Raw genomic sequence first — 22,698 nt, forward strand, 5'->3', positions numbered from 1 at the left:
TCGACAGCGAGGTGACCATGGACGGAAGCGTCCGGCTGGAGGAGTTGGTGATGCGCTTCGGCGACTTCACCGCCATCGAGAGGACGTCGTTGACCATCGAGTCGGGAGAGTTCTTCAGCTTCCTCGGCCCCTCGGGCTGCGGCAAGACCACCCTGCTCAATCTCATCAGCGGCTTCCTCACCCCCAGCGAGGGACAGGTGTTCATCGGCGGCGAGCCCATGGCCGGAGTGCCGGTGAACCGCCGCCCCACGGCGATGATCTTCCAGAACCTGGCGCTCTTTCCGCTGATGTCGGTGTTCGACAACATCGAGTTCGGCCTCGAGGTGCGCGGGGTCGACAGGAAGACGCGTCGCGCCACCGCCGAGCACCTGCTGGCACTGGTGGCCCTGGAGGGGGTGGGCGAGCGCCGGGTCACGGAACTCTCCGGCGGCCAGCGCCAGCGGGTGGCTATCGCCCGGGCGCTGGCGGTGGAGCCACGCGTGCTGCTGCTCGACGAGCCGCTCTCCGCGCTGGATCTCAAGCTGCGCCAGCATATGCGCAGCGAACTCAAGGCGATCCAGCGCAAGACCGGCATCACCTTTATCTATATCACCCACGACCAGGGCGAGGCGCTGACCATGTCCGACCGGGTGGCGGTCATGTCGGCGGGGCGTATCCAGCAGGTGGCCGACCCCATGACGCTCTATCGGCGCCCGGCCACCGGCTTCGTGGCCGCCTTCGTCGGCGAGAACAACCGCATCGAGGCGAAGGTGATCGAGCGTCTTGGCGAGCGGGTGCGCCTCGACGCGGGTGCCCTGGGCGAGCTGGAGGGGCACGTGGGGAAGGAAGCCGGCCTGGGCGGCGGGGCGCTGGTGTCGCTCTACGTGCGGCCCGAGCAGCTGCGTCCGGTGAGCGCCGGCGCCTCGGGCCCGACCCTGGCCGGCCGCGTCGAGGCGGTGCACTTCGAGGGCGCTGCGCTGATGGTGCAGGTGGGCCTCGATGGCTCCGGCGAGCGCCTGCGGGTGCAGCTCGGCAGCGAGGTCTCCCGCACCTTCGCCGACGGCCTGGCGCCCGGTGTCTCCCTGACCCTGGGCTACGACCCGGCCGAGACGGTGGTGCTGCCGCGGGACGACGGGTCCCTCGTCGACGCGGCGACCGGCGAGGTGGTCGCGGCGGAGGGGGGGAGCCATGTTTAGGCAGCTGCGTGCCCGCTTCGGGGGGCCGCTGGCGGCGGCCATCCTCGCCCTGCTGGGCATCTGGCTGATCGTCATGGTGACCCTGCCGCAGCTGCAGATGATCGAATACTCGCTGCGTCCCAACCTGCTGCCGGCGCAGCTGGGCGGCCCCGACGATCGGCTGACCCTGGCCAACTACGCGACCCTGTTCAACAACGAGATCCACCGGGCGATCTTCTTCAAGACGCTCTGGTCGAGCGTGCTGGTGACCCTGCTGACCCTGGGGGTCAGCTACCCGCTGGCCTGGTACCTGGCCAAGGTGGCCACCCCTCGCCAGGCCGCGCTCTGCCTGCTGCTGCTGATCATCCCGTTCTGGATCAACGAGATCCTGCGCACCTACTCCTGGTTCATCATCCTGGCGTTTCGCGGGCCCCTCAACGAGGTGCTGATGATGCTCGGGCTGATCGACCGGCCGATCCGCTTCCTCAGCGGAGATGGCGGGGTGATGGTGGGCATGGTCTATGCCTACATCCTGTTCATGGTCTTCCCCGTCTACAACGCCATCGAGAGCCTCGACGACAACCAGGTGCGGGCCGCCCGTGACCTGGGGGCCGGCACGATCCGCACCCATCGGCGCATCGTCATCCCCCACGCCAAGCCGGGCATCGCCACCGGCTGCATCATGACCTTCATGCTGGCGGCGGGGAGCTACGCGGTGCCGGCGCTGCTCGGCTCGCCGGGCAGCCGCTGGTTCACCCAGATCATCTACAACTGGTTCTTCGAGGGCGGCAACTGGAACCAGGGGGCGGCCTACGCCTTCCTGCTGCTGGTGCTGTGCATCGGCTTCATGTCGCTGGTGATGCGGGTCTTCAAGGTGGGCCTGGGAGACATCGCGAAATGACGAGGAGACCGGCATGAGCTCTCAGCGTCTGATGGCCTTCGGGCTCCGCTTCTACGTGGTGGTCTTCTTCGGCTACCTGTTCCTGCCGCTGGCGATCATGGCGGCGGCGACCTTCAACGACAGCCGCTTTCCCACGGTCACCCCCTGGGACGGCACCACCCTGCGCTGGTTCGGTGAACTCTGGGCGGACGGCGGCATGTGGCAGGCCTTGACCAACAGCCTGATCGTGGCCGTCGGCGTGCTGGTGGTGGCGGTGCCCATCGGGATCGCCACCGCGCTGTTCCTCAACACCGTCTCGAGCCGAGCCAAGCCGTTCCTCTATGCGCTGATCCTCTCGCCGCTGCTCACCCCGGGGGTGATCATCGGCATCTCCACGCTGATCTTCTGGCGACAGTGGGGGGTGAGCGGGGGCATCTTCCTCACCGTGTTGGGGCAGGCCACCTTCATCGCCGCCTACGTGATGCTGATGGTCACCGCGCGCCTGCAGCGCTTCGATCGCACCATGGAGCGGGCCGCCCTCGACCTCGGCGCCAGCCAGTGGCAGATGTTCCGGCGCATCCTGCTGCCCTTCCTCAAGCCGGCAATCCTGTCGGCGGCGGTGATCGCCTTCCTGCAGTCCTTCGAGAACTACAACACCACCCTCTTCGTGGTCGGCTACGACACTACCCTGACCGTCTACATCGCCTCCAAGGTGCGCACGGGGCTCACCCCGGCGGTCAACGCCCTGGGGCTGATCCTGATCCTCGTGACCGTGCTGCTGGCGATTGCCTACGAGGTCAAGCGGCGCCGTGAGGCGGCCCGCCAGGATGTTCAGGCCTGACCCGTCGGCGCCAGTAGCCCCACCACGCTGACCAGGATGAGCACCGCGCCGAGCACCCGGAAATAGAGGTTGGTGCGGCTGGCCAGCATGTAGCGATGGGCGCGCTCGCCGACCAGGTGGCCGACCAGCGCGCAGGGCAGCAGCCACAGCTGGTGGACGAGCTGCAGGTCGACGCCGGCCACCACGAACGAGACCATCTTGATCAGCACCAGGATGAACCACAGCACGAACAGCGTATCGCGCAGCTGGTGGGCCGCCACGTGGGTGGCGAACACCGCGATGATCAGCGGCGCGCCGATCAGCGAGGTGCCGCTGACGTAGCCGCCCAGGGCCAGCAGCAGGGCATCCAGGTAGCGGTTGTTGCTGCGGAAGGGCTTGTCGAGCACGTAGCCCACCGCGTAGACCAGCACGATCACGAAGATGATGCTGGTCATCACGTTGCCGGGCAGGGTCAGCAGGCCCACCACGCCGATCAGCTTGGGGATGATCATCACCTTCATGGCGCGCCGCAGGTAGGTCCAGTCGATATTGCCCTCGGCCGGGGCCTGGCCGCCGTTCTCGGCCACCAGCTGGCGGTGGCCGCGCCAGGCGATCCAGCTGGAGAAGATCATCAGGTGGATGGCGATGATCGGCAGGAAGACCAGCGGTTCGTCGTGCACCAGCAGCAGGAAGGGCAGCGACAGCACCGCGCCACCGAAGCCGAGGCTGGTGCGGACGAAGCCGCTCCACACGAAGATCAGCCCGATCAGGGTCAGCTGGAGGGCGGAAAGCTCGGCCATCGGCGTGTTGTCTCCTGGTGGTTAGCGATCATGGCTAGTGGTTAGCGATCATGGCTAGTGGTTAGCGATCATGGCGGCGGCGCGCCCCAGACCCCGTCGAGCACTTCCAGCGCCTCGGCGATCACCGCCTCCTCGCCGCGGTCGCGCCGCCAGATGAAGCTGAGCGCGCAGGGCAGCCGAACCCCCTCGGCCACTACCAGCCCGCGCTCCTGGCGCTCGGCCATGGCCAGGGCGTCGCGGGCCAGGCTGAGGCCCACCCCGGCGCGGACCAGGTCGAGCATGCAGGCCTCCTGGTCCACCTGGGCGACCCCGTTGGGGACGAGGCCCAGCGGGTCGAGGACGCCGTGCAGCAGCCTGTGGTGCACGGAATCCGCCGGCGTGACGATCCACGGCAGGGCGGCCAGGCTCGCCCAGTCGGTGCGGGCCAGCCGGCTCGCCCAGCCGGCCGGCGCGATGACGTGGTAGTGGAAGTGGGTCAGCTCCCGGTGGGCGACCTCGGCGGCGTCCCCGTCGGGGCCCTCGCCGGGCGGGGCCAGGAAGAAGCCCACGTCCAGCTCGCCGCGGCGTACCCGCTCCAGGACGCTGCCGCTCATGCCGTGGGACAGCTCCGTCTCGAGCTGGGGGGCGCGCTCCACCAGGCGGTGCAGGAAGGCGCCCAGGCGGATGAACTCCGGGTCGACGATGGTACCGATCTTCAGTCGGCCGCGGAGGGTGCTGTGCAGGGCGCGGGCGCTCTGGTCGAAGGCGGCCACGGCGGCCAGGGCCTTCTCGGCGGCGGGCAGCAGTGCCTGACCATCCTCGGTGAGCGCGAGCCCCTTGGGCCGTCGCCGGAACAGGGTGAGGCCGAGACCCGCCTGGAACTGCTTGAGCTTGAGGCTCACCGCCGGCTGGGTCAGGTGCAGCCGCTCGGCGGCCCGGGAGACGCTGCCCTCCCGGGCCACGCTGACGAAGGCGCGCAGGGCCTGGAGATCCTGCATGGAAGCCTCCTTGGTATTCGCTGTGATATCAGCTGAACTTATACGCTGGTTTTGAATTACTCAATTGATCCTGGCGGGGATCGCGCTAGTCTGGGCAGTCACAGACGTGCGCCTGCCCTGACGAGGCCGACGAATGGCGCGCTTCCGGAGCACGCAGAGCGATAACAGACGAGGCCACCATGAGCACAGCGACCATCCAGCATTATATCAACGGGCAAATGTCCACCGGGGAGTCCGGCCAGAGCCAGGAGGTCTACAACCCGGCCACCGGCCAGGTGACCGGCCGGGTGGCGCTGGCCTCGGGCCGTGACGTGGACGCCGCCGTGGCCGCCGCCGCCGCGGCCTTCCCGGCCTGGGCCGACACCCCGCCGATCCGCCGCGCCCGGGTGATGTTCAAGTTCCTGGAGCTGCTCAACGCCCACCAGAATGAACTCGCGGAGGCGATCACCAAGGAGCATGGCAAGGTGTTCACCGACGCCCAGGGCGAGGTGGCCCGCGGCATCGATATCGTCGAGTTCGCCTGCGGCATCCCGCAGCTGCTCAAGGGCGACTACACCGAGCAGGTCAGCACCGGCATCGACAACTGGACGATGCGCCAGCCGCTGGGCGTGGTCGCCGGCATCACCCCGTTCAACTTCCCGGCCATGGTGCCCATGTGGATGTTCCCCGTGGCCATCGCCGCCGGCAACACCTTCATCCTCAAGCCGAGCCCGCTCGACCCCAGCGCCTCGCTGCTGATTGCCGACCTGCTCAAGCGGGCCGGGCTGCCGGACGGCGTGTTCAACGTGGTGCAGGGCGACAAGGAGAGCGTCGAGGCGCTGATCGACCACCCCGAGGTGCGCGCGCTGTCGTTCGTCGGCTCCACCCCCATCGCCAACCTGATCTACGAGCGCGGCGCCCGCCATGGCAAGCGCGTCCAGGCCCTCGGCGGCGCCAAGAACCACATGGTGGTGATGCCCGATGCCGACCTCGACAAGGCCGTGGATGCGCTGATCGGTGCCGCCTACGGCTCCGCCGGCGAGCGCTGCATGGCGATCAGCGTGGCGGTGCTGGTGGGCGACGTGGCCGACGAGGTAGTGCCGCGGCTGGCCGAGCGGGCCCGCGCGCTCAAGGTCAAGAACGGCATGGAGCTCGATGCCGAGATGGGGCCCATCGTCACCCGCCAGGCGCACCAGCGCATCACCGGCTACATCGACAAGGGCGTCAGCGAGGGGGCCGACCTGGTGGTCGACGGCCGCGACTTCGATGCCGGCACCACCGGCGAGGGCTGCGCCGAGGGCTTCTGGATGGGCGGCACCCTGTTCGACCATGTCACCCCGGAGATGACCATCTACAAGGAGGAGATCTTCGGCCCGGTACTGGTCTGCGTGCGGGTCCCCGACATCGCCACCGCCATCCAGCTGATCAACGACCACGAGTTCGGCAACGGCGTAAGCTGCTTCACCGAGAGCGGCAGCGTGGCCCGCGAGTTCGGCCGTCGCATCCAGGTGGGCATGGTGGGCATCAACGTGCCGATCCCGGTGCCCATGGCCTGGCACGGCTTCGGCGGCTGGAAGCGCTCGCTGTTCGGCGACACCCACGCCTACGGCGAGGAGGGAGTGCGCTTCTACACCAAGCAGAAGTCGATCATGCAGCGCTGGTCCGATTCCATCCGCGGCGGCGCCGAGTTCGCCATGCCGACCCACAAATAAGGTTTCGCAGGCTAGCATGAAACTGCCCTGTGGGAGCCCGGGTCCCCCGGGCGAATGGCGCCGCAGGCGCCCGGCGGTGTTAGTGAGATTAGTATCTTCCGCCAGGAGCCCTTCGGTCTCCATTCGTCGAAGCGTCGAACCGCGGGCACAGTCCAGCTCCCACATTGAGTTCTCAGCCATGAACAGGGCTCACGCCAGTTTGCGACATAAGCAGTACGAGCCACCATTTGCCGTAGTGAGAGTACGCCATGGCTGACCAGGAATTCGACTATATCGTGGTGGGGGCCGGCACCGCCGGCTGCCTGCTGGCCAACCGCCTGAGCGCCGACCCGGCCAACCGGGTGCTGCTGATCGAGGCGGGTGGTCGCGACAACTACCACTGGATCCATATCCCGGTGGGCTACCTCTACTGCATCGACAACCCGCGCACCGACTGGCGCTTCCGCACCGAGCCCGACCCCGGCCTCAACGGCCGCTCGCTGATCTACCCGCGGGGCAAGACCCTGGGCGGCTGCTCGAGCATCAACGGCATGCTCTACATCCGCGGCCAGGCCCGCGACTACGACGGCTGGGCCGAGCTCACCGGCGATGACGCCTGGCGCTGGGAGAACTGCCTGCCGGACTTCATGAGGCACGAGGACCACCATCGCCTGGATGCGCCCGGCCAGGCCGATGCCGCCCATCGTGACTTCCACGGCCACGGCGGCGAGTGGCGGGTCGAGAAGCAGCGCCTCAGCTGGCAGGTACTGGACGACTTCGCCACGGCGGCCGTGGAGGCCGGTATCCCGCGCACCGAGGACTTCAACCGCGGCGACAACGAGGGGGTCGACTACTTCGAGGTCAACCAGCGCAAGGGCTGGCGCTGGAACACCTCCAAGGCCTTCCTGCGTGGCGCCGAGACCCGCGGCAACCTGACCCTGTGGCACTCCAGCCAGGTGCTTGGGCTCGAGCTTCAGCAACGCGAGGGCGGCGAGCCCCGCTGCACCGGCGTGCGCGTCGAGCGCGGTGGCGAGGAGGTGGTCGCCCGGGCGGGGCGCGAGGTGATCCTCGCCGCCGGCGCCATCGGCTCGCCGCAGCTGCTGCAGCTCTCCGGCATCGGCCCGGCGGACCTGCTGGCGGAACATGAGATCCCCGTGGCGGTCGATCTGCCCGGGGTGGGCGAGAACCTGCAGGACCACCTGCAGATCCGCTCGGTCTATCGCGTCAGCGGGGCGAAGACCCTCAACACCATGGCCAACTCCCTGGTGGGCAAGGCGAAGATCGGCCTGGAGTATGCGCTCAGGCGATCCGGCCCGATGAGCATGGCGCCCTCCCAGCTGTGCGCCTTCACCCGCAGCAGCGACGACTATGTGCATCCCAATATCGAGTACCACGTCCAGCCGCTGAGCCTGGAGGCCTTCGGGCAGCCGCTGCACGACTTCCCGGCGATCACGGCGAGCGTCTGCAACCTCAACCCGACCAGCCGCGGCACGGTGCGCATCAGGAGCGCCGACCCGCGCCAGGCCCCGGCCATCGCGCCCAACTACCTGAGCACCCCGGAGGATCGCAAGGTGGCGGCTGACTCGCTGCGGGTCACCCGGCGCATCGCCGTGCAGCCGGCCTTCGCGAGGTATTCGCCCGAGGAGGTCAAGCCGGGCCTGGAGTACCAGAGCGACGATGACCTGGCCCGCCTGGCGGGGGACATCGGCACCACCATCTTCCACCCGGTGGGCACGGCGAAGATGGGCCGCGACGACGACCCCATGGCGGTGGTGGATTCCCGCCTGCGCGTGCGCGGGGTCAGGGGGCTGCGGGTGGTGGATGCCAGCGTCATGCCCACCATCACCAGCGGCAACACCAACTCGCCGACCCTGATGATCGCCGAGAAGGCCGCGGGGTGGATCCTGGTCGGGGAGTAACTTTCCTGTCACCCATGGCAAATAGTGTTTGACGTGCGTCCTCCAAGGGCGCAAGCTGTGCGCAGTTGGTTAGCAAGTCGAACATCGCAGGTGGTCATCGAAACGCTCATGGCATCGATTTCCCGGTGAAAAGTTTCTTGTTTTACCCACTGCAACTCGGGTATCTCCCGGCAAATCAAAACGCTATTAGAGGAATTCGATAATGGCTACCGGTACCGTCAAGTGGTTCAACGACACCAAGGGCTTCGGCTTCATCTCTCCGGACGACAACGGTGACGACCTGTTCGCTCACTTCTCCGAGATCAAGGCCGAAGGCTTCAAGTCTCTGCAGGACGGTCAGAAGGTCTCCTTCGACGTCACTCAGGGCAAGAAAGGCCTCCAGGCTTCCAACATCCAGGTCATCGGCTAAGCGCCACTTGATCGTGATGTGACTCTCTCGAGAGTCTGAAAGGGCCCGCTTCGGCGGGCCCTTTTGCGTATGCGCCATGCCGCTCACCGGTGGTCGACGATGCGATGCGGGCCGGACCATATGACGCATAGTGGAATAAAGGAATTTCCAGAAAGAACTTTTTAGAATAACCTGGCGCCGGCAGAATAGGGGGGTCTGTCACCACTGGATGCCCGCCATGCCCCTGGACGCCTGGATCTCCCTCGCCGTCGTGATTGCCGTCTTTCCCCTGATGGCCCTCTCGCGGCTCGGCCCGGACATCGTCCTGCTGGGCGCGGTGATCCTGCTGCTCACCCTCGGCATCATCGAGCCGGCCCAGGCACTGGGTGGCTTCGCCAGTACCGGCCTGTTTACCGTCGCCTTCATGTACGTGCTGGTCACCGCCATTCGCCAGACCGGCGGCATCGACCTGATCATCCGCCATGTGCTCGGCCGCCCTCGCCACGAGACCGGGGCCCTGTTGCGGCTGCTGCTGCCGGTTGCCTCCCTGAGCGGCTTCCTCAACAACACGCCGGTGGTGGCCACCTACATTCCCGCGGTGCTGAGCTGGAGTCGCCGAATGCGGCTGCCGGCCCACCGCCTGCTGATGCCGCTCAGCTTCGCCTCCATCCTCGGTGGCACCATTACCCTGTTCGGCACCAGCACCAACCTGGTGGTGCACGGCCTGCTGGTGGATCGCTCGCCCGAACTGACCATGGGCCTCTTCGATCTCGCCTGGGTGGGCGTGCCGGTGGCGCTGATCGGCCTGGCCTATCTCGTCCTGCTCGGTCCGCGGCTGCTGCCGGTGCGCCGCGGCGCCACGGCGGTCTTCGAGAACCCCCGTGAATTCACCATCGAGATGGAAGTCGACCCGGACGGTCCGCTGGTCAACCGCAGCGTGGAGGAGGCGGGGCTGCGCCACCTGCAGGAGCTGTTCCTGGTGGAGATCGAGCGTGACGGCAACGTGGTCAGCGTGGTGGGACCCGGCGAGCGGCTCAAGGGCGGCGACCGGCTGGTGTTCGCGGGCACCAGCGAGGGGGCGGTGGAGCTGCAGCAGGTGCGCGGCCTGATGCCGTCGCGCCACGGCGAGTCGAGCCTGGAGAAGGACTTCAAGGAGCGCCGACTGGTCGAGGCGGTGGTCTCCAGCCAGTGCCAGTTCGTCGGCCAGCGCATTCGCGATGGCCACTTCCGCACCCTCTACGGTGCCGCCGTGCTGGCGGTCTGCCGAGGCGGAGAGCGCGTCGCCGGCAACCTCGGCCAGGTGCGCCTGCAGCCCGCCGATGTGTTGCTGCTCGAGGCCCGCCCCCCCTTCATCGAGCGTCATCGCCAGTCGCGGGACTTCCTGCTGATCAGCCAGCTCAACGGTGCCGCGCGCCCCGTGCACGAGAAGGCCTGGCTGGCCTGGAGCATCCTGGCCGGCGTGGTGGCCCTGGCGAGCCTGGGGGTGATGAGCATGATGAATGCGGCCATGCTGGGGGCGGCCCTGGTGCTGCTCACCGGCTGCTGCTCGATGGGCGACGCCAAGCGCGGGCTGGATACCCAGGTGCTGCTGACCATCGCCGCCTCATTCGGCCTGGGGGCTGCCCTGGAGAGCTCCGGGGCCGCCGCGGCCCTGGCCGGGAGTGCCCTGGGCCTGGCCGGCGGCGACCCGCTGCTGCTGCTGATCGGTGCCTACCTGCTGGTGGCGCTGCTGACCGAGCTGGTCACCAACAACGCCGCCGCAGTGATCACCTTCCCGGTGGTGATGGCCAGCGCCGAGAGCCTGGGAGTGAGCCCCATGCCCTTCGTGGTGGCGGTGATGTTCGCCGCCTCGGCCAGCTTCCTGACGCCGATCGGCTACCAGACCAACCTGATGGTGCATGGGCCAGGCGGCTACCGCTTCGGCGACTTCCTGCGCGTGGGCGGGCTGCTCAACGTGCTTACCGCCGTGGTGGCGCTGACGCTGATTCCCCTGGTCTGGCCCTTCTGAATCGCCGCACGCTCGCCGCCGCCGGGGCTTTGCGGTAGGGTGTCGAGTCTGATTGACCCGACCAACGGAACCCTTTCCCATGAGCCAACCCGGCGAACTGATCATCGAGCCCAGGGGCGGCAAGCCCGCCGACGCCTGCGTCTTCATCCTTCATGGCCTCGGCGCCGACGGCCACGACTTCGAGCCGCTGGTCCCGGCGCTCTCGCTGCCCGCGGATGCCAGCGTGCGCTTCATCCTGCCCCATGCGCCGCGCCTGCCGGTGACCATCAACGGCGGCATGGTGATGCCGGCCTGGTACGACATCCTCGAGATGAGCCTGGACCGTCGCGTCGACGAGCCGCAGCTGATGGCCTCGGCCCGGCGCATCCAGGCCCTGGTCCGCGAGCAGATCGACCACGGCATCGACAGCCGTCGCATCGTGCTGGCGGGCTTCTCCCAGGGCGGGGCGGTGGCCTACCAGGCGGCGCTCTCCTGCGAGGCGCCGCTGGGCGGCCTGCTGGCGCTCTCCACCTATTTCGCCACCGCCGACGCCATCTCGCTCCATGAGGCCAACCGCCAGCTGCCCATCGAGGTGCATCACGGCAGCTTCGACCCGGTGGTGCCCGAGGCGCTGGGCCGTGCCGGCTTCGAACGGGTCAAGTCGCTGGGCTATCCGGCCCACTATCGCCAGTACCCCATGGCCCATGCGGTCTGCCCCCAGCAGGTGGCGGATATCGGCCACTGGCTGAGCCAGCGCCTGGCGCGCTGAGGTCCTTCCCCGGCGGTGTCGACCGGGGGATGGTCGCCCAAGGTCGCCTCGACAGCGCCGGGGCGGCTCGGCACACTCGGCGACGATATTCCGGTACGCCTCCAGGACAGACACCATGAGCACTTCCCCCTTCGCCAACCTCCCCGACGCCCAGGGCTATTTCGGCCGTTTCGGCGGCCAGCTGATCCCGCCCGAGCTCAAGGCGGTGATGGACGAGATCGACGCCGCCTACGAGGAGATCCGCGTCCGCGAGGACTTCCAACAGGAACTGGCCGGCCTGTTCGCCGACTACGTGGGCCGCCCCAGCCCGATCTTCCATGCCCGGCGGCTCTCGGAGCAGCTGGGCGGGGCGCAGATCCACCTCAAGCGCGAGGACCTGAACCACACCGGCGCCCACAAGATCAACCACTGCCTGGGCGAGGCGCTGCTGGCCAAGTTCATGGGCAAGACCAAGGTGATCGCCGAGACCGGCGCCGGCCAGCACGGCGTGGCGCTGGCCACTGCCTGTGCGCTGGTGGGCATTCCCTGCGAGATCCACATGGGTCAGGTGGACATCGAGAAGGAGCACCCCAACGTCACCAAGATGAAGATCCTCGGCTGCACCCTGGTGCCGGTGACCCGCGGCACGGCGACCCTCAAGGACGCCGTGGACAGCGCCTTCGAGGAGTACCTCAAGGATCCGCAGCACTTCATCTACGCCATCGGCTCGGTGGTGGGGCCGCACCCCTTCCCGAAGATGGTGCGCGATTTCCAGTCGATCATCGGCCGGGAGGCCCGCGAGCAGTTCCTGGCGCGCCACGGCCGCCTGCCCGACCACGTCACCGCCTGCGTGGGCGGCGGCTCCAACGCCATCGGCATGTTCACCGCCTTCCTCGAGGACGAGGACGTGCACCTGGTGGGCGTGGAACCGGCCGGCGAGGGGCTCGACACCCCGCGTCACTCCGCCACCCTGACCCTGGGAAAGCCCGGCGAGATCCATGGCATGGCCTGCTACGTGCTGGAGGACGAGGCCGGCAACCCCATGCCGGTGCACTCCATCGCCTCCGGGCTCGACTACCCGGGCGTGGGGCCCCAGCACAGCTACCTCAAGGAGCTGGGCCGAGTGGACTACCAGAGCGCCAGCGACGACGAGTGCCTGGAGGCCTTCCTGACCCTCTCCCGGGTCGAGGGCATCATCCCGGCCCTGGAGAGTGCCCACGCCGTGGCCTGGGCGATGCGCGTGGCGCCTGAGCTGCCGGCCGACCAGCATATCCTGGTCAACCTCTCCGGCCGCGGTGACAAGGACGCCGACTACGTCGCCGACCGTCTGGGCCTCTGAGTTCCTGCACCCTGCCGCGTGTGCGCCGGGAGAATCTGGGGTAGGGTAGTCGCTGGGCCCGGAGCGGCCCGTCCAGACCGGCAGGGGCAACCCCAGGGTGCGGGGCATGAAGAGACTCAGGGAAGCATGGCAGCAGTGGCGCGTCGGGGCCCAGGGATCGCGATCCCCGGCGGGCCTCGGCCTGCTGCTGCGCGACCACTACCCGGGGGCGGTCATGCGGCTCGACCACGAGGGGGTGGTGCGTGAGGTCAACCCCGGGTTCGAGCGTCATGCCGGGCATGCGCCGGAGCAGCTGCTGGGGCAGCGCGCGGTGCTGCTGGACATCGACCCCCTGCACGGCGAGTTCGCCCGGGCCCTCGCCCACTGCCTGTCGACGCGCCAGCCCTGGCAGGGGGTGCTGCTCTGCCGTCGTGCCGACGGCTCCCTGATGCACCAGTCCACCGTGATCCAGCCGTTGGAGGAGGGACCCGGCGCGTCCCTCCAGCTGCTGGTGATGCAGCGGGACGTGACCGGCATGCGCGAGCGTGGCCTTCAGGACAGGATGCTGCTGTCGCGGCTGGAGGGCACGCTGTCGCGGGTGCCCGGCGTGCTGTTCCGGCTGCGCCAGGACGCCGAGGCGCGGCTGGAGTTCCTCTACCTCAGCGAGGGCGTCAAGGCGCTGCCCGGGCTCACCCCCGACCTGGTGATGGACGACGCCGAACGACTGCTGGGGCGGGTCCTGTCCGAGGATCGCCAGCGCCTGGCGACCAGCCTGACCCAGTCGGCGGTGAGCCTGGAACCCTGGCACCACGAGTTCCGCCTGGGCTTCGCCGACGGGGTCCGCTGGCTGGAGGGGCGGGCAATACCCCAGCGTCGCCGCGATGGCGACACCCTCTGGGACGGCCTGCTGATCGACATCACCGAGCGCAAGCGGGTGGAGCAGCGCGTCCAGCGCCTGGTGGGCACCGACATGCTCACCGGGGCGCTCAACCGCCGGGCCTTCTTCGAGCAGGGCGAGGCGGTCCAGGCACGTGCCAGGCGCCAGGGCCAGCGCGTGCCGGTGGCGATGCTCGACCTGGACCACTTCAAGCGCCTCAACGACACCTTCGGCCATGCGGCCGGCGACCGCGCCCTGCAGGCCTTCGCCATGACCTGCCGCGACTGCCTGCGTCCCTATGACCTCTTCGCGCGGATCGGCGGCGAGGAGTTCGTGGTGATGCTGGTCGACAGCGAGCCCCATGAGGCCCTGGCGATTCTGGAGCGGCTGCGGCTGGCCGTGGCCGCCATCGAACTGGACGTGGAGGGGCAGACCATCGGCTTCACCGTGAGCCTGGGGCTGGCCATCCTCGAGCCCGAGGCGAGCCTGGACGCGGTGCTGGCGCTGGCCGACCAGGCCCTCTATCGTGCCAAGCATGAGGGGCGCAACCGGATCTGCGGCCCCGTCGAGGGGGCGTCCCTGGCGTCCGGCACCGGCCCCGCCTGAGCGGGCCTGCAGGCCATGCCACCTTGAAGTGGCCGGGATGACCCCCATGTCTGTTGGAAGTGACCCTTTCACCCGTCACATGGAGGAAGTGAGCATGTCCGGACTCTCCGTCGATTTCCGCCTGCCGGTGGCCTGCCCCGGCTGCGGCAGCCACCTGATGCGGGTCTCCCAGGTGAAGAACCCCGATGACAAGGTGCACTGCGCCTCCTGCGGCAGCTATGTCTGTCTCTACCACGAAGCCTGCAGCGTGCTGGAGAAGGGCCCGGGCAGCGAGAGCGAGGCGCTGATCGAGAAGGCCGTCAACCGCGCCAATCGCTGAGTCGCCGGTGTCGCTGTCGGGTGAACTGCTCCCGGCCGGCCTGCTGGTGCTCCTGGCGGCGGCCTGCCTGCTCGACCGCCGGCTGTATCGCGCCTGCCTGTCCTTCATCGCCTTCGCGCTGGTGATGGCGCTGGCCTGGTGGCGCCTTGCGGCGCCCTGGCTGGCGCTGGCCGAGGCCCTGCTGGGCGCACTGCTGACCGGCATGGCCCTGCTCCACGGGCTGGGGCGTGCCGGTTCTCCATCCCCCCTTCCGCCCCATGACCATCACCGCCGTCCCCGCCACCAGGCCGCGGCGCGCTGGCTGGCCGTCCTCGTCTGGCTGGCCCTGGCGGGGGCGGCGGTGTGGGGGGTGTCCGGGAGCGGCGGGCTCATCGCCCCGGGCGACGGAGCGCGGCGGCCGCTGCTGGCAGCGGGGCTGGCCATCATGGGGCTGGGCCTGTGGGCCTTCGCCCACCATCTCCACCTGCTGCGCCGCCTGCTGGCCTTCAACGTGCTGGGCTCGGGGGTCTTCCTGCTGCTGGCGGGCCTGGCCGGGCCGGTGGTCGAGGTCCAGGGGCTGATCCTGGTCGGCCTGGTGGTGGCACTGGTGGGCTCGGTGCTCGGGTCGGCGCTGCTGCGCCGGCTGCATGAGCGGGATGGCCGGGTGACCCTGGGCGACGAGCCCGAGGCGGGGCCATGAGCGCGCCCCTGGCGTCCCCGCCGGCCACCGAGGCGGCGCTGCTGTGGCTGGTGCTGCTCGTCCCGCCGCTGCTGGGCCTGCTGGCGTGGCGCTTTCCTCCGCGACGCATGCTGCCGGTGCTGCTGGCCGGCTTGCCGTTGCCGCTGGCGACCCTCTGGCTGCTGCCGCGTGTCGCGGGCGGTGCCGTGCTGGAGGGCAGCTGGGCCCCCGGCGGGCTGCAGCTCCACTGGCGCCTGGATGGCCTGGCGGGCCTGCTGCTGCTGCTGACCCAGCTGCTGCTGCTGGCCAGTGCGGCCTACGCGGTGGGGCACCGGCGGGCCACCGAGCTGGCCGAGCGGGCCTTCGCCGGGTTCTGGCCGCTGCTGGGCGGGCTGGCCGCGGCGCTCGGCGTGATCTGGGTGGCCGCCGACCTGCTGACCCTCTACGCGGCGCTGGAGCTGATGGGGCTCACCGCGGTGGGCATGATGCTGCTGCCCGGCAAGCCGGAGGCCCTGGCGGCGGGCCTGCGCTACCTGCTCTATGCCCTGGTGGGGTCGCTGGCCTGGTTGCTGGGCGTGGCGCTGCTGCTGGGGGCCACGGGCCGGCTGGACCTGGCGGGGCTGGCGGCCGACGCCGAGGCGGGCCCGGTGACCGGCATCGCCATGGCGCTGCTGGCCGCGGGACTGCTGCTCAAGGCGGCGGTCTTCCCGCTCCACGGTTGGCTGGCGCCGGTGCATGCCAGCGCCTGGACCCAGGTGAGTGCCCTGCACGGGGCCCTGGTGGTCAAGGCCTCCTTCTTCATCCTGATGCAGCTGTGGCAGCGGCTGGTGCCGGAGGCGCAGGCCGCGGCCTGGCTGCTCGGCGCCCTGGGCAGCCTGGCGGTGCTGTGGGGCGGGCTGCAGGCCTGGCGGGCCAGCCGGCTCAAGCAGGTGGTGGCCTGGTCCACGGTGGGGCAGCTGGGCTACCTGATGCTGGCCTTCCCGCTGCTGGCCGGCACCTCGGCGGCGGTGGCATCCCTGGCCTGGCAGGCCACCTGGCTGCAGCTGGCCGGGCATGCCCTGGCCAAGGCCGCCATGTTCATGGCGGCCGGCAACCTGGTGCTCTCCGTGGGCCAGAGCCGCCTCGCCGACCTGGCAGGCACCAGCCGGCAGCTGCCGCTTTCGCTGATGACCTTCGGCCTCGCCGCGGTGACCCTGATGGGCCTGCCGCCCAGTGCCGGCTTCACCGCCAAGTGGCTGCTGCTGCAGGCGGCCATCCTCGCCGGGCAGTGGCCGTGGGTCATCGTGCTGGTGGCCGGCACCCTGCTGACGGCCGCCTACGTGTTCCGGGTCTTTCGCTGCGCCTTCGTCGAGGAGGCGCCCCGTCACGACTTCCGGCCGCTGCCCGCGGGGATGGACCTGATCGCCCTGCTGCTGGCGCTGGCGGCCCTGGCGCTGGGGCTCGGCGCCGAGTGGCCGCTGGCCCTGCTGCGGGAAGGGGGGCTGCCATGAGCGGTGCGCTGATCCTGCTGGCGACCCTGGGCAGCTCGCTGCTCGCCGCGGTGATCATCTTCCTGCTGCCGGAACGCGCCTTCCGGGCGCGCACCGGGCTCAACCTCGGCGCGGCCCTGATCAAGCTGGGCCTGGTGGCCTGGATGGTCTGGGGGCTCAGTCGTGGCGGCGAGTACGCCGTGGAGTTCCCGGTCCTCGAGGGGCTGGCCTTCGTGCTGCGCGCCGACCCCCTGGGCATCATGTTCGCGGGGCTCTCCTCGCTGCTCTGGCTGTTCACCACCGTCTACGCCATCGGCTACCTGGAAGACTCCCCCAACCGCAAGCGCTTCTTCGGCTTCTTCAGCCTCTGCGTGGCCAGCACCCTGGGCATCAGCCTGGCCGGCAACCTCTTCACCTTCCTGGTTTTCTACGAGCTGCTGACCCTCTCGACCTATCCCCTGGTGGCGCATCGGGGCACCGCGAAGGCGCTGGCGGCAGGCAAGGTCTACCTGCGCTTCACCCTGACCGCCGGGCTGGTGCTGATGATCGGCATGGTGGCGCTGCATGCCCTGGCCGGGGACATCCGCTTCGGCCAGCGGGAGATCCTCGCCGAGTTCGGCCCCGAGCGCCGCCCGCTGCTGGTGGGCCTCTTCTGGGTGCTGATCGCCGGCTTCGGCGTCAAGGCGGCGCTGGTGCCGCTGCACGGCTGGCTACCCCGGGCCATGGTGGCGCCGGCGCCGGTCAGCGCCCTGCTGCACGCGGTGGCGGTGGTGAAGGCCGGCGCCTTCGGCATCGTGCGGCTGGTCTATGACGTCTACGGCATCGAGCTGAGCGACGCGCTCGGGCTGCTGAACGGCCTGGTGGCCGTGGCCTCGGTGACCATCCTCTACGGCTCGCTGCGCGCCCTGGCCCAGCAGGAGCTCAAGCCCCGGCTGGCCTACTCCACGGTGAGCCAGGTGAGCTACATCGTGCTGGGCATCGGCCTGTTCGGCCCGCTGGGCACCATCGCCGCGCTGTCGCACCTGCTGCACCAGGGGCTGATGAAGATCACCCTGTTCTTCTGCGCCGGCAACTACGCCGAGGAGCTCGGCATCCACCGCATCGACGAGCTCGATGGCGCCGGGCGGCGCATGCCGCTCACCAGCCTGGCCTTCACGGTGGGGGCGCTGGGCATGATCGGCCTGCCGCCGGTGGTGGGCTTCCTGAGCAAGTGGTACCTGGGCACCGGGGCGATCCAGGCCGGCCTGCCCTGGGTGATCGCCGTGCTGGTGGCCAGCAGCCTGCTCAACGCCGCCTACTTCCTGCCGATCCTCGCCCGGCTGTGGTTTCGCCCCGGGCCCGATCACGGGGTGGGGGCGTGGCCCGAGGAGCGCCGCCTGGGCCGGCTGGAGACCCACGCCTGGCTGCTGGTGCCGGCGGTGGTCACGGCGCTGTTCAGCCTGATGGCGGGCGTGCTGGCGGGCATGCCCTTCAGCCCGCTGGAGTGGGCGACCGGGGTGGCCAACGCGGAGTACCTGCCATGAGCGATGTCCTGTTTGCCGTGGCGCTGTCGTCCGCGCTGCTCTGGCCGCTGCTGCTGGCGCTGCGGCTGCCGCTGAAGGCGGCCCTGGCCCAGCGCGGCCGGCCACCGGCGCCGCTGGACGGGCTCTGGTGCACCGCGCCGTTGCCGGCCCTGGCGCTGGTCCTGGGCCTGGGCGAGGGGACCCTGGCACTCGACTGGTGGCTGCTCGGCGGCGTCTGGGCACTGGATGGCACCCGGGGGCCGCTGCTGGCCTTCACGGCGCTGCTCTGGCTGCTGGCGGGCATCTATGCCCGGGGCTACCTGGCCGGCGAGCAGGCCCGGGCGGTGGCCGGCGACGGGGCGGCCGAGGCCCGGCTGACGCGCTTCGCGCTGCTCTGGCCGGTGACGCTCTCCGGCAACCTGCTGCTGCTCGTCGCCGAGGACATCGCCAGCTTCTACCTGGGGTTTGCGGTGATGACCTTCGCCGCCTACGGCCTGGTGGTGCACTCGGGAACCCGCGATGCCCGCACCGGCGGCCTGGCCTATCTGGTGATGGCGGTGCTGGGCGAGGGCCTGATCCTGGCCGGGCTGCTGTGGGGGGCGGGCAGCGCCGGTACCACCACCCTGGGCGGCCTGCGCGAGGGCATGCTCGAGGCGCCGGGCGGCGCCTGGATGGGGCTGCTGCTGTGGCTCGGCTTCGGGGTCAAGGCGGGGGTGGTGGGGCTGCACCTCTGGCTGCCCCTGGCCCACCCGGTGGCGCCGACGCCGGCCAGCGCGGTGCTCAGCGGGGCGATGATCAAGGCGGGGCTGGTCGGCTGGCTCGCCACCCTGCCGCTGGGCGAGCCCGGCGCCGGGCAGGCCTTCGCCTGGCTGGGGCGGGCGATGCTGGTGGCCGGCCTGGCGGCCGCCCTCGGGGCGGCCCTCTACGGGGTCTGCCAGCGCCACCCCAAGGCGGTGCTGGCCTACTCCAGCGTCAGCCAGATGGGCATGATCACCGCCCTGGTGGCCATGGGCCTGGTCGCCCCCGCGCTGTGGCCGGCGCTGTCGGCGGCGGTGGTGCTGTTCGCCGCCCACCACGGCCTGACCAAGGGGGCGCTGTTCCTCGGCGTGGGCATCGGTGAGCATCCTCCGCGCCTGCCCGCCTGGCTGCTCTGGACGCTGCTGGTGCTGCCGGCGCTGTCGCTGGGCGGTGCCCTGGCCTCGGGGCTGGCCACCAAGTGGGCCTTCAAGTCGGTGCTCTACGACGGTGGCCACGCGGCGGTGGTGACCTGGCTCTCCCTGGCGGCGGTGGGCACTACCGCGCTGATGGCCCGCACTCTCTGGTGCCAGTGGCAGGGCGAGCGGCAGGCCCGGGAGGATGGCCTTGAGCCGCTGGTGGCGCCGATGCCGCTGGCCTGGCTGGCGACGCTGCTGGCCGCGCTGACCCTGCCCTGGTGGCTGGGCGAGGGGCTCGCCACCCCCGGCGGGCCGCCGCCTGCCGAGCTACCCGGGCTGCTGTGGCCGCTGGCCGTGGGGCTGGTGGCCTCGGTCACGGCCTGGGGCGTGGCGCGGCATCGGCCGCTGCGAGCCACCTGGCGGCTGCCGCCCGGCGATCTCTGGTGGCCGCTGGCGAGGGCCTGGCAGGCATCGCGTCGTCGGGGGCAGGCGTGCCTGGCACGGCTCGGTCTCGCCCAGGGGGCCTGGGTGGCCTGGTGGGTGGCGCGCGAGCGCGACGCCGTCCGGGCCCTGGACGGCATGACCCGCGGGGAGGCGTGGCTGCGCCGCCATGCGGCGGTACTGATGATGGTCGTCGCCGTGGGGCTCGCCCTGGCGCTGCTGTTCAGCGCCGCCTGAGGCCCGTGAGGGCCCCAGGCGGTAGCGGGCGGGGGTGTGTCAGAGCAGCTCCTCGCCGGCCAGGGCCAGGCGCGAGCGCTCCACGCTCTTGAGGGTGATATGGCCGGCATGGGGCCAGTCGCGGAAGCGCTGGACCAGCGCCGCCATGCCGCAGGTGTTGGCCGTCAGGTAGGGAGTGTCGATCTGGCCGACGTTGCCCAGGCAGACGATCTTGGTGTTGCGCCCGGCCCGGGTGACCAGCGACTTGAGCTGCTTGGGGGTGAAGTTCTGCGCCTCGTCGATGATCAGGAAGGTGTCGTTGAGGGTACGGCCGCGCATGAAGCCCGGGGCGCGGATCTGCACCCGTGACCCGAGCAGCTGGCGGGTGGCGCCGTTGTCCCAGCTCGACTCGCCGTTCTCGTCGCGCAGCAGGTTGTCCATGTTGTCGTGGAAGGCCCCCATCCAGGGCGACATCTTCTCCTCCTCGGTGCCGGGCAGGAAGCCGATGTCCTCGCTCATGGAGATCGGCGCCCGGGTGAAGACGATGCGCTCGAAGCGCTTGGTGTCCAGGGTCTGCTGGAAGGCGGCGGCCAGGGTCATGAAGGTCTTGCCGGTGCCGGCGCTGCCGGCGATGGTCACCAGGTCGATGTCGTCGTCCATCAGCAGGTTGAGGGTGAAGTTCTGCCGGCAGTCGTGGGCGTGCACGCCCCAGACGCTGGCGCCGTGGCGGTAGTTGGTGAGCAGCGCCAGTCGCGCCCGCTGGCTGCTCACCTCGCGCACGATGGCCTCGAAGCCGCCCTCGTCGTCGCTGTCTGCCACCAGCATGCCCGGGTGCCACTCGGCGGGAATCTCCCCGCTCAGCTGGTAGGTGACCCGCTGGGCATCGCGCTCGACGCTGACGTCCAGCGCCAGGTCGTTCCACAGCTCGTTGCCGGCATCCGGATAGACCCGTACCCCCTCGAGCATAGCGTCGCTGTCGTCGAAGGCGCGGTCGTTGAGGTAGTCCTCCACCGGCACGCCCAGGGCGGCGGCCTTGACCCTCAGGTTGATGTCCTTGGTGATCAGGATCACCGAAGCGTCCGGCCGCTCGTCGCGCAGCCGGCAGGTCTCGGCGAGGATACGGTTGTCGGGGCTCGCCTCGAGCGGGTCCAGCGGCTGCAGGTCGGTGTAGCAGAGCAGGCGAAGGCGCCCCTCGGGGCCGGTGAGCCGCGGGATGGGAATGCCCTCGCGGATCTGCTCGAGGTCGACGTTGGCGGTGAGGTCGGACAGGGTGCGACTGACCTGGCGGGCGGTGCGGGCGATCTCGCGGACGCCGTTCTTGTGCTTGTCGAGCTCCTCGAGCACGGTCATGGGAATGACCACCTCGTGCTCGTCGAACTGGTAGAGGGAAGCGGGGTCGTGGATCAGGACATTGGTGTCCAGCACGTACAGACGGGTGGCCTTCTTGTCGATGCGTACCATCGGCGCAGCACTCCTGCTCGTCATCAAGGTGTCGTCTTGTCGTCGACACTGCCGGCGCACGATGTCCAAAGGATGACAGGGGCGAAGGCGGTGCCGTCATGCTCGGCGCGTCTGCTCACCTCCTGTGGTGTGGCTCACGATGTTTGACACTCGTTTTTCCGACTCTCTCCGGAAGGCAGGGTGCCGCCTCGCCCTCAGCACCCTCAGCATGGCGGCGGATGTGCATATTGCACAGCAGCATCTGCCAACGGTCTGTCAGCGCATTTCCTCCGTGTCGCGATAGACGCTCTCCACGTCCAGGGTGGAGCGGTGGCCCAGATCCGCGAAGTGCTCGGCAAGCCACTCCGCGGCGGTGCGGCGACCCTCGTCACGAAGATGGCAAAGGAAGGGCCACTCGGCGTTCATCTTGCTCGACACGGAGAGCTTGCCCAGGGTCTCGTCACCGGCGATGCGGTGGAAGAGGGTGCCGGCGTAGCAGCCGATGTCCACGCCGTGGTCGCCCAGCAGCCGCTGCAGCATGGCGACCATCCGCACCTCCTTGATCAGCGAGGCGTTGAAGGTGATCTCGTTGAGACGGTTCATGATCCCGGCGGCGCTGGTGGGCACCTCCGCGCGGTAGATGGGGTTGATCTGGACGATGACGATGTCGCGGGAGCCGCAGTGCTCCATCAGCGGCAGCAGCGAGGGGTTGCCCATGTAGCCGCCGTCCCAGTAGGCCTCGCCGTCGATCTCCACCGCCTGGAACACCGTCGGCAGGCAGGCCGAGGCCATCACCGCGTCCACGCTCATCTCCTCGCGGGTGAAGATCCGCTGCTTGCCGCTGCGCACGTTGGTGGCGGTGACGAACAGCTTGAGTTCGGGGCAGCGGCGGACCCGATCGAAGTCGACCCGCTCGGTGAGCAGCTCGCGCAGCGGGTTGAGGTTGAAGGGGTTGAACTGGTAGGGCGAGACCAGCCGGCTCATCAGGTCCATGGCGATGTAGCCCGGCGAGTGGTCGAGGCTCCAGTTGCCGGTGACCATGTCCAGCGGGGTGCGCCGGATGGGGCTGGCCATCCCGGCGCGGCTTACCGCCTTCCAGAAGTCGTGCAGGGCCTGGCGGGCGGTGTCGCGGTCACCGCGGGTCAGCGCATCGGCCATCACCACGCCGTTCATGGCCCCGGCGCTGGTGCCGCTGATGCCCTCGATCTCGATGCGCTCGTCCTCCAGCAGGCGGTCCATCACCCCCCAGGTGAAGGCACCGTGGGCGCCGCCCCCCTGCAGGGCCAGGTCGATTCGTTTTCGTGCGCTCATCCTGCCTCCTCGCTCGTGGCTCCGCCGGGGAGCATGCTGCATCG

General features: G+C 69.8%; 19 protein-coding genes. 15 read left to right on the plus strand and 4 right to left on the minus strand.

Annotation, left to right across the window (positions count from 1 at the left end; translation table 11 throughout):
• Positions 1-17: 17 nt before the first annotated feature.
• Genes BDK63_RS10725 through BDK63_RS10735 form a run of 3 tightly spaced genes read left to right on the plus strand, consistent with a single transcriptional unit; the run spans position 18 to position 2,875 of the window.
• The gene (locus BDK63_RS10725; protein ID WP_183331753.1) at positions 18-1,175 is read left to right on the plus strand and encodes an ABC transporter ATP-binding protein; all 1,158 of its coding nucleotides are present in this window, start codon (positions 18-20) and stop codon (positions 1,173-1,175) included.
• Positions 1,168-2,055 carry an ABC transporter permease gene (locus tag BDK63_RS10730; RefSeq protein ID WP_183331755.1) on the plus strand — a complete coding sequence of 296 codons (888 nt, stop codon included), beginning with the start codon at positions 1,168-1,170 and terminating at the stop codon, positions 2,053-2,055. Before BDK63_RS10725 ends, BDK63_RS10730 begins: the two co-directional genes overlap by 8 nt.
• 13 nt (positions 2,056-2,068) lie before the next feature.
• Positions 2,069-2,875 (plus strand): ABC transporter permease, encoded by an 807-nt coding sequence (locus tag BDK63_RS10735; protein ID WP_183331757.1) that lies wholly within the window; start codon positions 2,069-2,071, stop codon positions 2,873-2,875.
• On the opposite strand, the gene BDK63_RS10740 is transcribed toward BDK63_RS10735, so the two are convergent.
• Entirely contained in the window at positions 2,866-3,654 is a 789-nt protein-coding gene (locus tag BDK63_RS10740; protein WP_183331759.1) for a sulfite exporter TauE/SafE family protein, read from the minus strand. The two genes, BDK63_RS10735 and BDK63_RS10740, sit on opposite strands and share 10 nt — an antisense overlap.
• A 68-nt stretch (positions 3,655-3,722) precedes the next feature.
• Positions 3,723-4,631, minus strand: coding sequence for a LysR family transcriptional regulator (locus BDK63_RS10745; RefSeq protein ID WP_183331761.1), 909 nt, complete (start codon positions 4,629-4,631; stop codon positions 3,723-3,725).
• A 179-nt stretch (positions 4,632-4,810) separates the two neighbouring features.
• Between BDK63_RS10745 and BDK63_RS10750 the strand changes: the two genes are divergently transcribed.
• The 12 genes from BDK63_RS10750 to BDK63_RS10805 all read left to right on the plus strand — a co-directional run bounded on the left by BDK63_RS10750 (position 4,811) and on the right by BDK63_RS10805 (position 19,924).
• The gene (locus BDK63_RS10750; RefSeq protein WP_183331763.1) at positions 4,811-6,322 is read left to right on the plus strand and encodes a CoA-acylating methylmalonate-semialdehyde dehydrogenase; all 1,512 of its coding nucleotides are present in this window, start codon (positions 4,811-4,813) and stop codon (positions 6,320-6,322) included.
• Between the two features lie 248 nt (positions 6,323-6,570).
• Positions 6,571-8,220 carry a GMC family oxidoreductase gene (locus BDK63_RS10755; protein WP_183331765.1) on the plus strand — a complete coding sequence of 550 codons (1,650 nt, stop codon included), beginning with the start codon at positions 6,571-6,573 and terminating at the stop codon, positions 8,218-8,220.
• 202 nt (positions 8,221-8,422) lie between these two features.
• Positions 8,423-8,629 carry a cold-shock protein gene (locus tag BDK63_RS10760; RefSeq protein WP_040185674.1) on the plus strand — a complete coding sequence of 69 codons (207 nt, stop codon included), beginning with the start codon at positions 8,423-8,425 and terminating at the stop codon, positions 8,627-8,629.
• A 217-nt stretch (positions 8,630-8,846) separates the two neighbouring features.
• Positions 8,847-10,616 carry an SLC13 family permease gene (locus BDK63_RS10765; protein ID WP_183331766.1) on the plus strand — a complete coding sequence of 590 codons (1,770 nt, stop codon included), beginning with the start codon at positions 8,847-8,849 and terminating at the stop codon, positions 10,614-10,616.
• A gap of 79 nt (positions 10,617-10,695) precedes the next feature.
• Positions 10,696-11,364, plus strand: coding sequence for an alpha/beta hydrolase (locus BDK63_RS10770; protein WP_183331768.1), 669 nt, complete (start codon positions 10,696-10,698; stop codon positions 11,362-11,364).
• A gap of 115 nt (positions 11,365-11,479) precedes the next feature.
• Complete coding sequence (trpB, locus tag BDK63_RS10775) at positions 11,480-12,682, plus strand: tryptophan synthase subunit beta (RefSeq protein WP_183331770.1); 1,203 nt, start codon at positions 11,480-11,482, stop codon at positions 12,680-12,682.
• Between the two features lie 106 nt (positions 12,683-12,788).
• Entirely contained in the window at positions 12,789-14,144 is a 1,356-nt protein-coding gene (locus BDK63_RS10780; protein WP_183331773.1) for a sensor domain-containing diguanylate cyclase, read from the plus strand.
• Positions 14,145-14,238: 94 nt separating this feature from the next.
• A complete protein-coding gene (locus BDK63_RS10785) occupies positions 14,239-14,463 on the plus strand; it encodes a hypothetical protein (protein ID WP_183331775.1) in 225 nt (74 codons plus the stop codon).
• Positions 14,464-14,470: 7 nt separating this feature from the next.
• Positions 14,471-15,142: a hydrogenase subunit MbhD domain-containing protein gene (locus BDK63_RS18670; RefSeq protein ID WP_343065309.1), complete on the plus strand. Its 672-nt coding sequence runs from the start codon at positions 14,471-14,473 to the stop codon at positions 15,140-15,142.
• Positions 15,139-16,611: a complex I subunit 5 family protein gene (locus tag BDK63_RS10795; RefSeq protein ID WP_183331777.1), complete on the plus strand. Its 1,473-nt coding sequence runs from the start codon at positions 15,139-15,141 to the stop codon at positions 16,609-16,611. Before BDK63_RS18670 ends, BDK63_RS10795 begins: the two co-directional genes overlap by 4 nt.
• A complete protein-coding gene (locus BDK63_RS10800) occupies positions 16,608-18,113 on the plus strand; it encodes a complex I subunit 5 family protein (RefSeq protein WP_183331779.1) in 1,506 nt (501 codons plus the stop codon). Before BDK63_RS10795 ends, BDK63_RS10800 begins: the two co-directional genes overlap by 4 nt.
• Entirely contained in the window at positions 18,110-19,924 is a 1,815-nt protein-coding gene (locus BDK63_RS10805) for a complex I subunit 5 family protein (RefSeq protein ID WP_246386039.1), read from the plus strand. Before BDK63_RS10800 ends, BDK63_RS10805 begins: the two co-directional genes overlap by 4 nt.
• Positions 19,925-19,963: 39 nt before the next feature.
• Here the strand turns inward: BDK63_RS10805 and BDK63_RS10810 are convergent, their stop codons facing one another.
• Both BDK63_RS10810 and BDK63_RS10815 read right to left on the minus strand, forming a co-directional pair.
• On the minus strand, positions 19,964-21,364 hold the full coding sequence (locus BDK63_RS10810) for a PhoH family protein (RefSeq protein WP_183331781.1): 1,401 nt from the start codon (positions 21,362-21,364) through the stop codon (positions 19,964-19,966).
• Between the two features lie 255 nt (positions 21,365-21,619).
• A complete protein-coding gene (locus BDK63_RS10815) occupies positions 21,620-22,654 on the minus strand; it encodes a patatin-like phospholipase family protein (protein ID WP_183331783.1) in 1,035 nt (344 codons plus the stop codon).
• Positions 22,655-22,698 lie beyond the last annotated feature (44 nt).

The organism is Halomonas campaniensis, from assembly GCF_014193375.1.
Classification (GTDB): Bacteria; Pseudomonadota; Gammaproteobacteria; order Pseudomonadales; family Halomonadaceae; genus Halomonas; species Halomonas campaniensis.

Coding starts and splice junctions, on each gene's coding strand:
- BDK63_RS10725 (WP_183331753.1), top strand. CDS start 18: ATGGACGGAAGCGTCCGGCTGGAGGAGTTGGTGATGCGCTTCGGCGAC.
- BDK63_RS10730 (WP_183331755.1), top strand. CDS start 1,168: ATGTTTAGGCAGCTGCGTGCCCGCTTCGGGGGGCCGCTGGCGGCGGCC.
- BDK63_RS10735 (WP_183331757.1), top strand. CDS start 2,069: ATGAGCTCTCAGCGTCTGATGGCCTTCGGGCTCCGCTTCTACGTGGTG.
- BDK63_RS10740 (WP_183331759.1), bottom strand. CDS start 3,654: ATGGCCGAGCTTTCCGCCCTCCAGCTGACCCTGATCGGGCTGATCTTC.
- BDK63_RS10745 (WP_183331761.1), bottom strand. CDS start 4,631: ATGCAGGATCTCCAGGCCCTGCGCGCCTTCGTCAGCGTGGCCCGGGAG.
- BDK63_RS10750 (WP_183331763.1), top strand. CDS start 4,811: ATGAGCACAGCGACCATCCAGCATTATATCAACGGGCAAATGTCCACC.
- BDK63_RS10755 (WP_183331765.1), top strand. CDS start 6,571: ATGGCTGACCAGGAATTCGACTATATCGTGGTGGGGGCCGGCACCGCC.
- BDK63_RS10760 (WP_040185674.1), top strand. CDS start 8,423: ATGGCTACCGGTACCGTCAAGTGGTTCAACGACACCAAGGGCTTCGGC.
- BDK63_RS10765 (WP_183331766.1), top strand. CDS start 8,847: ATGCCCCTGGACGCCTGGATCTCCCTCGCCGTCGTGATTGCCGTCTTT.
- BDK63_RS10770 (WP_183331768.1), top strand. CDS start 10,696: ATGAGCCAACCCGGCGAACTGATCATCGAGCCCAGGGGCGGCAAGCCC.
- trpB (WP_183331770.1), top strand. CDS start 11,480: ATGAGCACTTCCCCCTTCGCCAACCTCCCCGACGCCCAGGGCTATTTC.
- BDK63_RS10780 (WP_183331773.1), top strand. CDS start 12,789: ATGAAGAGACTCAGGGAAGCATGGCAGCAGTGGCGCGTCGGGGCCCAG.
- BDK63_RS10785 (WP_183331775.1), top strand. CDS start 14,239: ATGTCCGGACTCTCCGTCGATTTCCGCCTGCCGGTGGCCTGCCCCGGC.
- BDK63_RS10795 (WP_183331777.1), top strand. CDS start 15,139: ATGAGCGCGCCCCTGGCGTCCCCGCCGGCCACCGAGGCGGCGCTGCTG.
- BDK63_RS10800 (WP_183331779.1), top strand. CDS start 16,608: ATGAGCGGTGCGCTGATCCTGCTGGCGACCCTGGGCAGCTCGCTGCTC.
- BDK63_RS10805 (WP_246386039.1), top strand. CDS start 18,110: ATGAGCGATGTCCTGTTTGCCGTGGCGCTGTCGTCCGCGCTGCTCTGG.
- BDK63_RS10810 (WP_183331781.1), bottom strand. CDS start 21,364: ATGGTACGCATCGACAAGAAGGCCACCCGTCTGTACGTGCTGGACACC.
- BDK63_RS10815 (WP_183331783.1), bottom strand. CDS start 22,654: ATGAGCGCACGAAAACGAATCGACCTGGCCCTGCAGGGGGGCGGCGCC.